At 42.9% G+C, this 15,659-nt stretch carries 13 protein-coding genes and 1 other RNA gene; 12 read left to right on the forward strand and 2 right to left on the reverse strand.

The annotated features are described in order from the left end of the window. The first annotated feature begins 5 nt into the window (after positions 1–5). From QR722_RS07505 to QR722_RS07555, 11 genes are all read left to right on the forward strand, one after another. The gene (locus QR722_RS07505; RefSeq protein WP_286286750.1) at positions 6–1,064 is read left to right on the forward strand and encodes a sugar phosphate isomerase/epimerase family protein; all 1,059 of its coding nucleotides are present in this window, start codon (positions 6–8) and stop codon (positions 1,062–1,064) included. Between the two features lie 55 nt (positions 1,065–1,119). Next, positions 1,120–2,340, forward strand: a complete 1,221-nt coding sequence (locus tag QR722_RS07510; RefSeq protein WP_286286752.1) for a nucleoside permease — start codon at positions 1,120–1,122, stop codon at positions 2,338–2,340. Further along, positions 2,333–3,220 carry a hydroxypyruvate isomerase family protein gene (locus QR722_RS07515; protein WP_286286755.1) on the forward strand — a complete coding sequence of 296 codons (888 nt, stop codon included), beginning with the start codon at positions 2,333–2,335 and terminating at the stop codon, positions 3,218–3,220. Before QR722_RS07510 ends, QR722_RS07515 begins: the two co-directional genes overlap by 8 nt. A 44-nt stretch (positions 3,221–3,264) precedes the next feature. Continuing rightward, positions 3,265–4,950, forward strand: coding sequence for a GMC oxidoreductase (locus QR722_RS07520; protein WP_286286757.1), 1,686 nt, complete (start codon positions 3,265–3,267; stop codon positions 4,948–4,950). A gap of 2 nt (positions 4,951–4,952) precedes the next feature. Then, positions 4,953–5,555, forward strand: a complete 603-nt coding sequence (locus tag QR722_RS07525; RefSeq protein WP_286286759.1) for a gluconate 2-dehydrogenase subunit 3 family protein — start codon at positions 4,953–4,955, stop codon at positions 5,553–5,555. A gap of 114 nt (positions 5,556–5,669) precedes the next feature. Further along, positions 5,670–6,389 (forward strand): 3-keto-disaccharide hydrolase, encoded by a 720-nt coding sequence (locus QR722_RS07530; RefSeq protein ID WP_353506909.1) that lies wholly within the window; start codon positions 5,670–5,672, stop codon positions 6,387–6,389. A gap of 204 nt (positions 6,390–6,593) precedes the next feature. Next, positions 6,594–7,595, forward strand: a complete 1,002-nt coding sequence (locus tag QR722_RS07535) for an aldo/keto reductase (RefSeq protein ID WP_286286761.1) — start codon at positions 6,594–6,596, stop codon at positions 7,593–7,595. Between the two features lie 58 nt (positions 7,596–7,653). Next, on the forward strand, positions 7,654–8,457 hold the full coding sequence (locus QR722_RS07540) for an SDR family oxidoreductase (protein ID WP_286286763.1): 804 nt from the start codon (positions 7,654–7,656) through the stop codon (positions 8,455–8,457). Positions 8,458–8,751: 294 nt separating this feature from the next. Beyond that, on the forward strand, positions 8,752–9,474 hold the full coding sequence (locus tag QR722_RS07545) for a substrate-binding periplasmic protein (RefSeq protein WP_286286765.1): 723 nt from the start codon (positions 8,752–8,754) through the stop codon (positions 9,472–9,474). 202 nt (positions 9,475–9,676) lie between these two features. Next, positions 9,677–11,797, forward strand: coding sequence for an NAD(+) synthase (gene nadE, locus QR722_RS07550; RefSeq protein WP_286286766.1), 2,121 nt, complete (start codon positions 9,677–9,679; stop codon positions 11,795–11,797). A 156-nt stretch (positions 11,798–11,953) separates the two neighbouring features. Continuing rightward, a complete protein-coding gene (locus tag QR722_RS07555; RefSeq protein WP_286287608.1) occupies positions 11,954–12,877 on the forward strand; it encodes an aspartyl protease family protein in 924 nt (307 codons plus the stop codon). A 282-nt stretch (positions 12,878–13,159) separates the two neighbouring features. Here the strand turns inward: QR722_RS07555 and ssrA are convergent. Beyond that, positions 13,160–13,519, reverse strand: a transfer-messenger RNA (tmRNA) gene (ssrA, locus tag QR722_RS07560). 356 nt (positions 13,520–13,875) lie between these two features. On the opposite strand from ssrA, the gene QR722_RS07565 reads away from it, so the two are divergent. Continuing rightward, positions 13,876–15,114 (forward strand): NADH:flavin oxidoreductase/NADH oxidase family protein, encoded by a 1,239-nt coding sequence (locus QR722_RS07565; RefSeq protein ID WP_286286768.1) that lies wholly within the window; start codon positions 13,876–13,878, stop codon positions 15,112–15,114. A 26-nt stretch (positions 15,115–15,140) separates the two neighbouring features. Here the strand turns inward: QR722_RS07565 and smpB are convergent, their stop codons facing one another. Continuing rightward, on the reverse strand, positions 15,141–15,620 hold the full coding sequence (smpB, locus tag QR722_RS07570) for an SsrA-binding protein SmpB (protein ID WP_286286770.1): 480 nt from the start codon (positions 15,618–15,620) through the stop codon (positions 15,141–15,143). Positions 15,621–15,659: the final 39 nt, after the last annotated feature.

Raw genomic sequence — 15,659 nt, forward strand, 5'->3', positions numbered from 1 at the left:
AAACGATGAGTGCGATTAAAGGGCCGGCTATTTTTCTGGCGCAGTTTATGGGTGATGAAGCTCCTTTTAATAGCTTGGAAGGCATCACCAAATGGGCTGGTTCGTTAGGCTATAAAGGTATTCAGGTGCCCACCAATGATAAGCGAATTTTTGATTTGGAATTGGCAGCAAGCAGCCAAGAGTATTGCGATAAAGTTATGTCAATTTGTGCCGAAGCCGGATTACAGATCACTGAGTTGTCTACTCATTTACAAGGTCAGTTGGTCGCCGTACATCCTGCATATGATGAACTATTTGATAACTTTGCTCCTGCTCATTTACACGGCAAACCCGCAGAACGCACTGAATGGGCCGTTGAACAGATGAAGTTGGCGGCGAAAGCCAGTCAGCGGCTAGGATTAAACGCTCATGCGACATTTTCTGGCGCATTTTTATGGCATTTGGTTTATCCCTGGCCCCAGCGTCCAGCCGGTCTAGTTGAACAAGGCTTTGCGGAATTAGCCAAACGTTGGTTACCTATTCTGGATGCCTTCGATGAGGTCGGAGTGGATGTGTGTTATGAAATCCATCCTGGTGAAGACTTGCATGACGGGGCTTCATTCGAGCGCTTTTTAACGGCGGTTGATAATCATCCTCGGGCAAATATTTTATTTGATCCTAGCCATTTTGTATTACAGCAATTGGATTATCTGGCGTTTATCGACCTGTATCATGAACGAATTAAAATGTTTCATGTTAAGGATGCAGAATTTAACCCTAATGGCCGCTCAGGTGTATATGGTGGTTACCAAGATTGGGCTAATCGTCCCGGCCGTTTCCGTTCGTTAGGAGATGGACAAGTCGACTTTAAGGGTATTTTTAGCAAATTAACCCAGTATGATTTTAAAGGTTGGGCTGTGCTTGAATGGGAATGCTGCATAAAAGATTCAGCCCAAGGTGCGGCTGAAGGAGCACCGTTTATCGCTAGTCATATTATCACTCCTGCTGGTCGCGCATTTGATGATTTTGCTGGCGCAAAAAGTAGTGAAACTCGAAACCGTCGAATTTTAGGATTGGATGACTAAGTCATCGGCACTACAAGTGTCTAAGTAAGCTTTATCAAATGGAGTGTGTACAAGAATGAATAATATAACACTGCGCCTTAGTGTCATGATGTTCCTGCAATTTTTCATCTGGGGTGGCTGGTTTGTTACCTTGGGTACCTTTTTAGCCAACAACTTATCAGCTTCAGGCGGTCAAATAGGCATGGCCTTTTCAACCCAATCATGGGGGGCAATTATAGCGCCGTTCATTATAGGTTTAATTGCTGATCGTTATTTCAATGCTGAACGCATACTTGGGGTACTCCACTTGGTAGGCGCAGGGTTGATGTATTGTTTATATCAGGCTGCAGATTTTGATGCATTTTATCCGTTTGTTTTGGCTTATATGATTGCTTACATGCCGACGTTGGCACTAGTCAATTCAGTGTCATTTGCCCAAATGAATAATCCTTCTAAACAGTTTGGAAAAATTCGAGTATGGGGCACAGTAGGTTGGATAGTAGCCGGATTGGCTATCAGCTACGCATTTTCGTGGGATGCAAAACAAGCCATTGCAGAGGGTATGTTACGTAACACTTTCTTGTTATGTGCTGGGGCTTCACTAATTCTGGGATTATTTAGTTTCACCTTACCCAAAACCCCACCTAAAGCCAATTCAGAACGAGTAGGTTTGAAAGACATGTTAGGGCTTGACGCTTTGGCCCTGCTAAAAGACCGAAATTTTTTGATGTTCTTTATATCCTCGGTATTAATTTGTATTCCTCTGGCGTTTTACTATCAAAATGCCAATCCGTTTTTAACCGAAATAGGGGTTGAAAATGCGACCGGGAAAATGACCTTGGGGCAGATCTCTGAAGTGTTGTTTATGTTAGCGTTGCCAGTATTTTTAAATCGCTTCGGGATCAAGATCACTTTGCTAATTGGTATGTTGGCGTGGGTGTTACGTTATGTGTTATTTGCCTACGGAAATGCCGATGGTAGTATGGTTTTACTCCTAACAGGTATTGCGTTACATGGTATTTGTTATGATTTCTTCTTCGTATCAGGGCAAATCTATACTGACGCTAAAGCGGGCGAAAGAGTCAAAAATGCTGCTCAAGGCCTAATCACGCTGGCGACCTATGGTATCGGTATGTTGGTGGGTTTTTGGGTAGCTGGAAAAATAACCGACAGCTATACCCTTGAGAGCGGCCACAACTGGACTAACATCTGGTTATTTCCTGCTGCTTTTGCTTTCGTTGTTTTCATATTGTTTATGTTCACCTTTAAAAGTGAAAAGGTATCAACTGATGAATAATCCACGCAGAACGTTGCTCAAAGGCCTAGCCATTAGCAGCGCAGCCCTGGCCACGAATGTGTCAGTAAGTGGGATTGCCAATGCTAAAGCAGAAAAAACAAGCAAACTCAAAGGTAATATTAATCATTCCGTAAGTCGCTGGACCTATGGTGATCTTAGCATCGAAGAATTGTGTCAGACAGTAAAGGCACTGGGCTTTTCAGCTATCGATTTGGTGGGACCAGAAGATTGGCCAATGCTTAAAAAGTACGCTATTGATTCTTCAATGTGTAATGGCGCAGAGTTAAATCTTGTCGATGGCTGGATACACCCGCAATTTCATGATGAGTTAACTCGCAGGTATCTACGTCATATCGATTTAGTTGCTGAAGCTGGTTACAAAAACCTGATCTGTTTTAGCGGCAATGCACGAGGCATGAGCCGTGAAGAGGGTTTGAAAAATGCGGTGAATGGCTTATCACGTATTTTGCATCATGCTGAGCGTAAAGGCGTGACGATACAAATGGAGCTTTTCAATAGCCGAGTGGATCATCCTGATTATATGGCAGATAACTCTGAATGGGGAATTTCACTGTGTAAAGCCCTAGGAACGGAAAGTTTTAAACTGCTGTACGACATTTACCATATGCAAATTAATGAAGGCGATATTATTCGCACGATCCAAAATAATCATCAATATTTTGGCCATTACCACACTGCAGGTGTACCGGGGCGGCATGAAATTGATGACACTCAAGAACTGTATTACCCGGCAATTGCTCGTGCAATAGTCGCAACAGGGTTTACAGGCGTACTTGCACAGGAATTTATTCCAACACCTAAAGATCGGTCAGGCAAAATTGAATCATTGCGCAATGCGATTCAAATTTGTGATGTCTAAAAACGAATTGAAAGCGCTTGGAAACAAGCGTTAAGGGGATACATGTGGCAAATAATGAATATGACGCAATAGTCGTTGGCTCTGGGATCAGCGGCGGTTGGGCAGCTAAAGAGTTGACCGAAAAAGGCTTAAAAGTGTTGATGCTCGAGCGGGGCAAAAACATTGAACACATAAAAGATTACAAAAATGCGCATAAAGAGGCGTGGGACTATCCTCACAGAGATACCGCCACTGAGCAAATGAAACAAGATTATCCAGTGTTGAAACGAGATTACCCCTTAAACGAATCTACTTTCGGCATGTGGGCGAATGAGAAAGATGCCCCCTACGTTGAAAAGAAGCGATTTGATTGGTATCGCGGCTATCACGTTGGAGGACGTTCATTATTGTGGGGCCGCCAAAGTTACAGATTGAACCCAGAAGATTTCATGGCGAATGCCAAAGAAGGTATCGCGGTTGATTGGCCTATACGTTATGAAGACGTAGCGCCTTGGTACGATTACGTAGAACGTTTTGCAGGTATCAGTGGTAATCGAGATGGCTTAGATGTGTTGCCTGATGGGCAATACCAACCTGCCATGATACTCAACTGTGTTGAAAAGGATGTGTCTGCTCGTATTCAAAAAGCCTACAAAGGCACTCGCCATATGATTTCCGGGCGCACCGCCAATATGACCCAAGCTAAACCCGAAGAAGGTCGGACAAGTTGCCAATACCGCAACAAATGTTGGTTGGGCTGTCCTTTTGGTGGCTATTTCAGTACTCAGTCCTCGACATTGCCTGCGGCTATGAAGACCGGCAACTTGACCGTGCGGCCATTTTCTATTGTAACCGAAATTTTGTATGACAAAGACAAAAAGCGCGCTACTGGCGTTGCCATTATCGATGCTGAAACCAATCAGACCTACGAATACAAAAGTAAGATTGTGTTTGTAAATGCATCCTCATTTAATTCAAGTTGGTTACTAATGAATTCGGCCACTGATGTGTGGGAAGATGGTTTAGGTAGCAGCAGTGGTGAACTTGGACACAATGTAATGGATCACCATTTCCGTATTGGGGCCTCAGCGCAAGTTGAAGGTTTTGATGACAAATATACCTTTGGTCGTCGGCCCAGTGGTTTTTACGTACCAAGGTTCAGAAACTGGCATGATGATAAACGAGATTACTTACGCGGCTTTGGCTATCAAGGCGGTGCAAGTCGTCAAGGTTGGCGTCGAGATGTGGCCGAAATGGGCTTGGGCGCAAGCTTGAAAAATGCCATCAGTGAACCAGGGAATTGGCAAATTGGTATGACAGCCTTTGGCGAAATGTTACCGGATCATAGCAATCGCATTTACCTTAATCGCAACGTCAAAGACAAGTGGGGATTACCGGTGCTTGAAATGGATGTTGAGTTGAAGGAAAACGAACTGCGTATGCGTAAAGATATGCAGCAAGATGCGATTGATATGTTTGAAGCCGCCAATTTAAAAAATGTGCACGGTTTCGATGCATCCTATACACCCGGCATGGGTATTCATGAGATGGGAACTGCCCGAATGGGTCGTGATCCTAAAAGCTCAGTATTGAATGGTCATAATCAGGTGTGGGATGCGTTGAATGTATTTGTTACCGATGGCGCCTGTATGACGTCTGCCTCTTGCGTTAATCCTTCTTTAACCTATATGGCGTTAACCGCCAGAGCAGCGAGCTTTGCGGTTGAAGAGCTGAAAAAAGGAAACCTGTAGCCATGAATAGACGTGAAATACTTAAAATGATTGCCGCTGCAACCGGCACAGCATTTGTTGGTAGCAATGCACTAGCCTACGACATGGTTCCCAAGGTGAAGTTGGCCGATACTGGTTTTTCAAAAGATGACGTGGCTTATTTAAACGAGATAGGCGAAACAATCATTCCTCGCACGGACACTCCCGGCGCGAAAGATGCCAATGTAGGCCTAACTATGGCCATAATGGTAGCAGATTGTTATAGCCAGCCAGCACGAGATGCATTTAAGCAAGGCATGGTGACGCTTAAACAAGCTGCCACTAATGCCTTTGGTAAAGATTTTTTGCTTTTAACCAGTGAACAGAAATTAACACTTTTGACTGAACTTGATGAAGAGGCAAAACTTTATAATCAAAAAATGCACGAGTTAGCTGAGCAAAAAACTGAAGCTGAGTCGTCTGTTGAACGAGTGCCTCATTATTTTTCTTTGATGAAACAGTTGGTGTTATTTAGTTTCTTCACCTCTGAAATTGGTGCCAATAAGGTGCTTCGTTATGTTGCGATCCCAAGTCGTTATGACGGCGAGTTTCCCTACAAGAAGGGCGACCGAGCTTGGGCAACTTAGTCTTTGAACCACTGTTTAATATTCAACCAGAATAATTGCGAAAAGGGAAAAGAAGTGAAAGATTGCAAAACAAAATATAGTAAAGGGTTATTACTCGCCGGATTGGTCGGTTTAATTAATAGCCATGCTGTGTCCGCGCAGGAAACCTTAGAGCCGTGGCAGCAAGCAGAAAAAACCGAAGTATGGGAGCCTGTTCCCGTTGCAGTTTCCACCACTGAAGGTCAGGCGCCCTCCGATGCGATAGTTTTGATTGGAAGCAATGGTCTAAATGCTTGGCAGGGCTTAGAAGGCGGAGAAGCGCCTTGGTCCCTGCAAAACAATGTTGTAACCGTAAAACCCGGAACCGGTGATATCAAAACTAAACAGAAGTTCTGTGATATCCAATTGCATTTAGAGTGGCAAACCCCGACTGACGTAACCGATATGGAAGGGCAGCAACGCAATAACAGTGGCGTATTTTTGCAGCAACGATACGAAGTGCAAATATTAGATTCATACAACAATAAAACCTATCCGAATGGTCAGGCGGCAAGCATTTATAAGCAAACTATTCCATTAGTGAATGCGATGAGACCTGCAGGAGAATGGCAATACTACGACATTATTTTCACCGCCCCGCGTTTTAGTGGCAGTGAATTATCCCAACCCGGATATGTAACCGTGTTACACAATGGCGTGTTGGTGCAGAATCATGTGAAAATTCAAGGGAAAACTGAATGGATTGGCGCCCCCAGTTACCAGGCTCATGGCTGTGAACCGCTGCAACTGCAGGACCATGGAAATTTGGTTAGCTTTCGCAATATGTGGGTGAGGGAGCTGAACACAGCAAAGTAACTTCCAACCAGTTAAGTAAACCTAGATTTAGCCTAGGTGGTGTTTGGTCTGGGGAACAGCAAACAACAAGCGCCAAATGCCCGTGATTGACTGGGCATTTGGCGCTTAGCAGTCGGGTCGCTTTAATAGGCCCGAATTCAAAATGATGTAAAAGCCATAGGTTTCATTAATCAAGCTATGGGTCACAAGGGAGCCAGTTTCGGCATGTCAAATTATCAAGCCAGTCACAATCGTTATGAACAAAGTCGCTATTCAAAATGCGGGAACAGCGGCCTAAAACTGCCGTATGTCTCATTGGGTTTGTGGCACAACTTCGGTGGTCAAGATAACCAAAAAACTGCATTAGATATGTTGTTAAGGGCGTTTGATCTGGGTATTACTCATTTCGACTTGGCTAACAACTATGGGCCTCCGGCTGGTAGCGCGGAATCTTTTTTTGGCGAAGTGATTAGCGGTCCATTAAAACCTTATCGTGACGAACTCATCGTTTCCACCAAAGCCGGTTACGGCATGTGGCCTGGCCCATATGGTGATTGGGGTTCCCGTAAGTATCTGGTTGCCAGCCTTGACCAAAGCTTACAACGCATGCAACTCGATTATGTGGATATTTTTTATCACCACAGGCGGGATACCGATACGCCTTTAGAAGAGACCATGCAAACTCTGAGTGATATCGTGCGTAATGGAAAAGCCCTCTATGTTGGTTTGTCCAATTACAATGCCGCAGATTTATTGGAAGCCAATAGTATTCTTAGTAAGAGCGGTACACCGTGTATTGTTAACCAACCTAAATTTAGTATGCTGGATCGAACAATAGAACAGCAAGGGGTGCTTGATGCTGCCAAGTCGGCAGGGATTGGTACTGTGCCATTTTCGCCGCTGGCGCAAGGATTATTATCAAATAAGTATTTGAATGGAATTCCAAAGCACTCAAGAGCTAGCAATCCCGATAGTTTTCTGCAATCTGAGCAGATAACCCAAGAAGTACTCAACAAGGTCACTTTGCTGAATGAGCTTGCTCAACAACGGGGGCAGTCTTTGCCGCAATTGGCGATTAGTTGGATCCATGCTAAACCATCAATTACCTCATGTATTATTGGAGCAAGTAAAGTCAGTCAAATTGAAGAGCTGGTCGCGACCCAACATCAAGCGCCATTGACTGAACAAGAAATGAAAATGATAGATGTTATTTTAACGTCAGACTAGACATAGGCAATGTCACTGCGTATTTTCATACTAAGTGACATGAATTTGAGGTGAAAAAATGGTGCGGTTAGCCGGTAAGAGAGTATTGGTTACTGGTGCTGCGCAAGGAATTGGCCTAGCCATCGCCAAATTATTTTTAGAGTCTGCTGCAACCGTGGTACTGACGGATATTGACCATGATAAAGGCCAGCGAGCCGCTGAGAGATTAGCTGCAGGGGCGAGTTATCTTGCCCTCGACGTCAGTAATGAGAAACAGTGGCAAGATGTTTGTGACGTTATTTTGGCTAAATTTGCTGGCTTAGATATAGTAATAAATAATGCAGGGATAACTGGCTTTGGTCAAACCACAGGTCCTCATGACCCGGAAAACTTGCATATGGATTCTTGGCATCAAGTTCATCGTACAAATTTAGACGGCGTGGCGTTGGGTTGTAAATATGCCATTCGTATGATGAAAACGTCAAAATCAGCTAGTATTATTAATATTTCGTCTCGTTCGGGTATTGTCGGCATCCCGGCTGCAGCGGCATATGCCGCCAGTAAAGCCGCCGTTAGAAACCATACTAAGTCAGTTGCTCTATATTGTGCAGAGCAGGGCTACCCAATTCGGTGTAATTCTATTCATCCAGGAGCTATTCTTACTCCTATGTGGGACCAAATGCTCGGTGAAGGAGACGCACGAGCAACCGCAATCGATGCAATTTCCTCTGACATTCCCTTAAAAAAAATGGGCCAACCAGAAGATGTGGCTTATGCCGCACTTTATTTAGCCTCGGATGAATCAAAGTACGTGACAGGTATCGAGTTAAATATTGATGGTGGAATACTTGCCGGCGCGACGGCTGCGCCGCGGAAAGACTAATTAACGAAGTCGATGATATTGTCATTTTTGATGACCAATTCAAGACTTGATTTATGACTTGAAAAATCCGTAAGTCTTTGTTTTATATATAATGTTCTTCAATTCTGTTGATTGCGTATCTAATCAACTTTAGCCTTTATATTTATACCAGCCTGCTATATCCTTAGTTTATAAGCAATCGGGAAACAAAAAACACTTCCGAATAGGCTCAAAGTAGCTTCTAAGCACCTACAATGTATAAGGTGTGATACGGATATTATCGAAGTGTGGTTTTAATCGTGTTGGAGGTTTCCAATGACAAAATTGCGATTACAATACAAAGTTTTTTTCTTGATGCTGATTTGCCAGTATAGCGTTGCACAACCTTTAAATTTTGCCTCGATTGAAAAATTGATCGAACAGGACATCGGCAGGTCAATCGTGCCTGTATTTTATCAAAAGCTCGGAATCGATATTTTGATCACACCTTTGCCAGCAGAGCGAGCGCAAAGGGAAGCTGTTAGTGGAGTAAAAGATGGCGAAATCATGCGCATTTGGAGTTATGGAGTTGAAAATCCTGATATGCTTAGAGTGCCAACGCCTTACTATTTTGTAGAAACATCCGCGTTTATTGAGCGTGATTCGAATATTATTATCTTAGACAAATCTGACTTGGCTACCTACCGCGTGGCTAGGGTTAGAGGAGTAAAGCACACTAACAATATTACACAGGGGCTCTCACAAGTATTTGATATGAGTGATACTGAGCAAATGATGAAGTATTTATCTTCTGGGATGGTCGATGTGGTATTAACCAGTGCAATGGACGGTCAAAATGTGATTGAGCGCCTAGGTTACGAAAATATCAAACAAATTGAGCCCCCCTTAAGAACACTAAAACTTTATCATTACCTAAACAACAAACATAAGAACCTGTTACCGAAAATCGATGCGGTTATCCGCAACATGAAAGACAGTGGAGAGCTAGAAGCGTTAATCTCTTCAGCTAAGTCACAAGTGCTAAATCAGTTACACTAAGCACTGGAATAAACCGCATAACTACTCAATTTCATAATATACCACCGGTAATTTAAATCTTTACTGATTAAACTACATGAAATAAATCGTTTAACTGTTTGCTATTACAAACACTGTTTTAATTGGTTCAGAAAAACTAGTATAAAGCCCGACCATGTGAGCATACTCCGTTTACGCACCCGCATTAAGATAAAGGTAGACTATGGCAAACTATACAAGGATTGGCACAGCGTCTTTAAGACAAATACCCTTTGATTTCAAAGGGAATGTTGAGCGTGTTTTAATCGCTATTAAAAAGGCTCAAGACGCAGAAGTTAATCTTTTGCTCTTACCTGAGCTAGCTTTAACCGGATATGGTTGTGAAGACAATTTCACCTTTCAAGAATTTAATCAAGCATCAGAAGTCGCCTTGTACAAGGTTATTGAGCGATTTACAACGATAAATCATTCTTTTAAACATTCTATGCTGGTCGCATTGGGTATGCCTCTTATGTACCCCGGCGGACAGATTTTTAACGCAATAGCAATATTTTCTCAGGCTGGTTTGCATGGTTTTTCGTGTAAACAATTTTTAGCTCGAAGTGGATTACATTACGAGCCGCGATGGTTTGAAAGGTGGGAGAGGGGGAAAGTGGTGCTTCATCCCAAATTCAAGGTGCCTATGGGGGATATTGTGGTAGATGCCGATGGTTTGCGTATTGGCTTTGAAACTTGTGAAGACTCCTGGATCAGCAATCGGCCTGGCAGAGATCTTTACCAACGTAATGTAGACGTAATTTTAAACCCAAGCGCATCGCATTTTGCGGTGGGGAAGTATACCACAAGAGAACAATTTGTCAGAGAGGGTTCCCGAGCATTTGGTGTAGTCTATGCCTATGCGAATCTTAGCGGAACTGAAAATGGTACCAGCATATACGACGCGGGATGCTTAATTGCTTCTGAAGGGCAAATTATCTCTAAAGGTGACCGACTCAATGTTAAAGACGTGCTACTTAACCATACTTTAGTGAATATCAGTGCGAATCGGGTGAGCCGCATTGTAAATAGTGAATCAATTAAAAATGATGAAACCAATTCAGTCACCATCGCGATAAATTTAAGCCAGCAAAGTGAAGCGTTAAAAATTCTAAAGCTACACAAACAAGCGCAAAGTGCCAATGATAATTTGCCAAACTTTTGGCATGGTTTACACGGCGACGATTTAGCTTTCACTGAGATTAGCTATGCTATTAGCAATGGTCTTTGGGATTGGATGATCAGAACTCGGACATCGGGCTTTGTCGTGAGTTTGTCTGGTGGCGCAGATTCTGGCTTAGTATCTACATTAGTATATTTGTCTCAACGCCTTGCTTTGCAACAGCTTGGTAGTAAGGTCTACTCCTCCAGAATAGCGCAATGTCTTTCTAGCTCAATTCCGCAACGACATGCAGGACAGGATAAGCTGAAATGGCTTAAACAAGACATTATGCCGCTACTACTATGGTGTTTGTACCAAAGCACTGAAAACAGTTCGCAGACAACATTAAACGCAGCGCAGCAGGTTTCGAAGGAAATAGGGGCCCGATTTGATCATTGGGATATTCAGCCATTGGTGCAGAAATTTACGAATTTAGTCAATGGCTTATACTCCAACAATCCGCTAAGTTGGGAAAAAGATGACATTACGCTGCAAAATATTCAGGCACGTGCCCGCAGCCCGGGCATATGGATGATTGCCAATCGAGAAAACAAACTTTTGATTGCAACATCAAATTTATCTGAATCTGCATTAGGCTACGCCACTATGGATGGTGATACTTCGGGTGTCATTGCCGCCATCTCAGGCATTTCAAAAAGCACGATCCGTAAAATGAATCTGTGGCTGGAGAAAGTTGGTATGCCCATCCAATCGGATGCAGGATTTCAGCGAGTTCGATTGAATGAGCTCAAATGGATCAATCTACAACAACCCACGGCAGAATTGAGGCCAGATGCTCAAACCGACGAAGAAGATTTAATGCCTTATGAGGTGTGTGACTTTATAATGGAATGTTATCTAGTTAAACAAATGTGGCCGAAAAGTATTCTAATTGAATTACTTATTACTGGTTATGGCAAAAAATATGATGTTAAGCAATTGGGCTGCTTTGTCGAGCGCTGGTTTAAACTGTTTTGTCGCAACCCCTGGAAGCGTTATGGCACCAGAGCTGGCTTCCATATTGAGCAAATTTCCTTAGATCCTAAGACCTTTCACCGCTTTCCATTGTTGAATTCTGGATTTAGCGAGCCGCTGGAGCAGATGTGGAATTATATTAAAACTAATAGCACAGACGCTTCTGATTAGTATGAGCTGAATAACTTAGAAATAGCATATCCTATTTTTGTGTGATGGGTGGCAAGTCTAGAACTTGAAACTTGAGCGGGTAAAATGTTAACCTTTTTAGCTGAATTATTAATACATCAAGTATTAACGCGATATAAGGATATACATTTGAATTTCATGACTACAAAAAAGTTATCCCTGATAATTATCAGTGCCTGTTTTATTTTCATCTCAAATGCAAAAGCCGGAGTTTCAAATTGGGTTGATTTCGAATTATCTGGTGGGCATGTGAAAGTTCCTGTAGAAATTGGTGGCAACAGTGGCTACGCCATTCTAGATAGTGGGGCACAGCTTAACGGTATCAATAAGAGTTTTATTTTTAAGCATAAACTCGAGTTCAACAAAGGCCGAAAAGTAAAAGTGAAAGGTATTTATGGTGTTGAGAGACGACAAAATTTCTCATCCGTTGAAGTATCAATGTTTGGCCAAAATCTACCCTTCGACTCATTCACAGAGCTATCACTTGGGCATTATAAAAACGCGATTTTGCTCGGCGCGCCCTTCTTCTCAGCCTTTATTGTTCAAATTGATTATCCCAACAGTAGGCTTAGGTACATGTCGAGAGATGCGATAGATCTGAGTGAGATAAAAAATGTCACTATGACCAAGCAAAAAGGGTCTGGTATGCCAATTGTTAAGATCGACATCAATAACGAGAAATCAACATGGTTGATACTCGACACTGGTAATAGTGGCGGTGTTATGCTCGAACGAAACGCTGCTAAGCGATGGATTGGTAAGTACGCAACCAGTGCTAGTGTGGCTTTTGGTGCCAATAGTATGGGGTTCAACGAGTCATTTCGTATACCTAAAGTGCAATTTGGCCCCTATACTCTGGAAAATGTGTTGATTAATGTGCCAGCAGAAGGGCAAAGGTCTCAAGTAGGCAGCCGTTACGAGAGTTCAGAATCACGTATAAAGGGGAAAAAAGTAGAAGGTTTACTGGGTTTTGATCTTCTACAACACTTTGTCTTAACCCTTGATTACACCAGCGGGAGCGCTCACATTGCCGCTCCAGTTAGCGAGGGGACAGGGCAGTAGTAGATTTTCAAGTCCGTAATTTCATTTGTATTTGAAAAAGTATAGGTTTTATTCTAGCTTTGTTATGTCCAAGGGGTTGGGTGATTTTCATTTCGCTCCTAGTATTTGGATACAAATAATGGAACAGTTTTCAAATACTAGGTAAGTTGAGACACAGAGTGCTTGGAGTATATAGGCCTGTTGTGTCCCTTAGGTTAGTAAAACAACAGCCAATAAAAAACCCGCGAAAACCGTTATTGATTAGGTTTTGCGGGTTTTTTCGATTCTATTCGAATCTATAATTGGTGGAGCTGGCGGGACTTGAACCCGCGTCCAGAAAGCTTCAACCGTTGGTACTACATGCTTATTTTGTCATTTATTTAACTAATTCGAACTCCGACAAACAGGATTTCTCATAGCTTTCCCGATACTATTTCGCGGTTCAACCTCGGACAAGTTTCCCTCGCTATTCTATTAGTATGACCTTCCAAACCTTCACGAATAGAATACGGCTGAAGTGGAAGGGCCTATACAGGTTATTAAGCTGCTAGTGCGTAGTTTTCGTCGTTTGCGACTATTTTTTTGCGGCTGTTTAAAGAGGCAAACCGCACCTCTGCATGCACCTAAGGCATCCCGAATCCTGTCGAATCCAAAATCAGCCCCAATGTGTAACCTAAATAGATGCAAACCTTCTATTTAGTATTCTGGCAGTATACCACAACTGTTACTAGCAAATACAATGGGTCGTATAAAATTCTTTTAAAACAACAGTTTTGTTGATTTGTTGAGCAATATCTCGATAAATTAACCGTGATACTAGATTGCTCAGAACAGTTAGAGCTAAATACCGTCAGTTCTGCCAATTTCACTTACTAAATCAAAACATAAATTTACAAGCTGTTGTTGGCGTTAATGCCACCGATATGTTCATCGATTAGCTGAAAGTAAGACCTTATATTGGACTAAAAGTTCACTTAAAGGTTAATCTTACATTATTAAAGTTTTTATAATGGTACAAAATGACAAGCAAAATATTTGATAGCTATACATTGCCAAGTGGCTTAACCGTTAAAAATCGATTAGTAAAAGCGGCAATGGAAGAGAACTTAGCCAATGAGCAGCAACAGCCAGACCAAGCATTGTTTAACTTATATCAGGCTTGGGCGCTAGGCGGAGTCGGGTTAATAATAACCGGTAACGTAATGATAGATCACCTAGCAATGACCGGTCCTGGCGGTCTTGCCCTTGAATGTGATACGCCTCTTGAGCCTTTTAGCAAATTGGCTGAAGTAGCCAAGCAAAATAACACTAAAGTGTTAATGCAGATTAATCATCCTGGTCGGCAAGTATTTAAAAAAATGGGTGGTAAAGTGCTGTCACCATCTGACGTTGCACTCAATATGGGTAAGCACTCAGGGTTGTTTGGCCATCCCAAAGCTATGACAATAGATGAAATAAGAGATGTGCAGGCACGTTTTACAGCCACAGCTGTGAAGGCGCAAGAGGCCGGTTTTGATGGAGTTGAAATTCACGCTGCCCATGGTTATTTGTTAGCACAATTTTTATCACCTCTTAGCAACAAGCGTGAAGACGAGTGGGGCGGTAGTATCGAAAATCGGGCTCGTTTGCTGCTTGAAGTGGTTAAGTCTGTGCGAAAAGCATGCGGCGCGGATTTTACCGTTGCGGTCAAACTTAATTCCGCTGATTTTCAGCGCGGTGGCTTTGATGTCGATGATGCGCTAGTGGTGGTGAAACTGCTCGAGCCCTTGGCCGTTGATTTTGTCGAGTTATCTGGCGGCAGTTACGAAGCGCCTGCCATGCAAGGGCGAACGGCGGATGATAGAACCTTGGCTCGCGAAGCCTATTTTATCGAGTTCACCGCGAAAATAGCTGCTCAAACCAGTATGCCTATCATGACCACCGGTGGTATCAAGCGCCTACCTGTTGCACAACAAGTACTCGATTCTGGTGCTCAATTAGTTGGGCTGGCATCAGCAATGGCCTATACCCCTGATTTACCCAATCATTGGCAGGCCGTTCCGGGGATTGTTGGTACTATTCCATCAGTGAGCTGGAAAGACAAAACCCTAAGTGGCTTGGCAAACATGGCGATGGTAAAGCGCCAACTGAGAAGATTGGGAAGTGGTAAAGCGGTGAAGTTTGATGCTTCCCCGTTATTTTCATTGATTTTCGACCAGGTAAGAGCAGCCAAATTAACCAAGCGCTATCGCAATCACTTCAAAGGAGAAGTGAACTAGTAAAGAGCAAAAGCCTAATGTCTTAATTAGGCTTTAACTTTCATCATCCGTTCTTTTTGTCGTGCCCAATCTCGGTCTTTTACTGTGTCACGCTTATCATGGGCATCTTTACCTTTAGCCAAGTAGATTTCTACTTTGACCCAGCATTGGCTCCAATACATCGCTGTGGCCACAATTGAGTAGCCTTGGCGCTCTCTTGCACCAATGAGTCGATCCAATTCACGGCGATGCAATAACAGCTTTTTATTTCTGTCTGGATTGCACACAACGTGTGATGAAGCTTGATTTAATGGTGTTATTTTACAGCCATGCAAATAGGCTTCACCATTTTGGATAAAGACATAACTATCCGTCAAGTTTACCTTGCCTGCGCGGATCCCTTTTACTTCCCAGCCTTGCAATTCTATACCTGCTTCGATTTTATCTTGCAGGTGAAATTCATGGCGGACTTTTTTGTTCAAAGCAATAGTGTTGCTTTGATTAGATTTTGACTTCTTTTTGTTCATAGCGGGGGATTATATCAGGCGTAATAAATTTGTCTGCAC

Origin of the sequence: Aliiglaciecola sp. LCG003, assembly GCF_030316135.1 — a bacterium.
GTDB lineage: Bacteria > Pseudomonadota > Gammaproteobacteria > Enterobacterales > Alteromonadaceae > Aliiglaciecola.

Excerpts from the sequence above, each read along its gene's own strand:
- QR722_RS07535 (WP_286286761.1), top strand. The coding sequence starts at position 6,594 with ATGTCAAATTATCAAGCCAGTCACAATCGTTATGAACAAAGTCGCTAT.
- QR722_RS07515 (WP_286286755.1), top strand. The coding sequence starts at position 2,333 with ATGAATAATCCACGCAGAACGTTGCTCAAAGGCCTAGCCATTAGCAGC.
- QR722_RS07565 (WP_286286768.1), top strand. The coding sequence starts at position 13,876 with ATGACAAGCAAAATATTTGATAGCTATACATTGCCAAGTGGCTTAACC.
- QR722_RS07510 (WP_286286752.1), top strand. The coding sequence starts at position 1,120 with ATGAATAATATAACACTGCGCCTTAGTGTCATGATGTTCCTGCAATTT.
- QR722_RS07525 (WP_286286759.1), top strand. The coding sequence starts at position 4,953 with ATGAATAGACGTGAAATACTTAAAATGATTGCCGCTGCAACCGGCACA.
- QR722_RS07555 (WP_286287608.1), top strand. The coding sequence starts at position 11,954 with ATGACTACAAAAAAGTTATCCCTGATAATTATCAGTGCCTGTTTTATT.
- QR722_RS07540 (WP_286286763.1), top strand. The coding sequence starts at position 7,654 with ATGGTGCGGTTAGCCGGTAAGAGAGTATTGGTTACTGGTGCTGCGCAA.
- smpB (WP_286286770.1), bottom strand. The coding sequence starts at position 15,620 with ATGAACAAAAAGAAGTCAAAATCTAATCAAAGCAACACTATTGCTTTG.
- QR722_RS07505 (WP_286286750.1), top strand. The coding sequence starts at position 6 with ATGAGTGCGATTAAAGGGCCGGCTATTTTTCTGGCGCAGTTTATGGGT.
- QR722_RS07545 (WP_286286765.1), top strand. The coding sequence starts at position 8,752 with ATGACAAAATTGCGATTACAATACAAAGTTTTTTTCTTGATGCTGATT.
- nadE (WP_286286766.1), top strand. The coding sequence starts at position 9,677 with ATGGCAAACTATACAAGGATTGGCACAGCGTCTTTAAGACAAATACCC.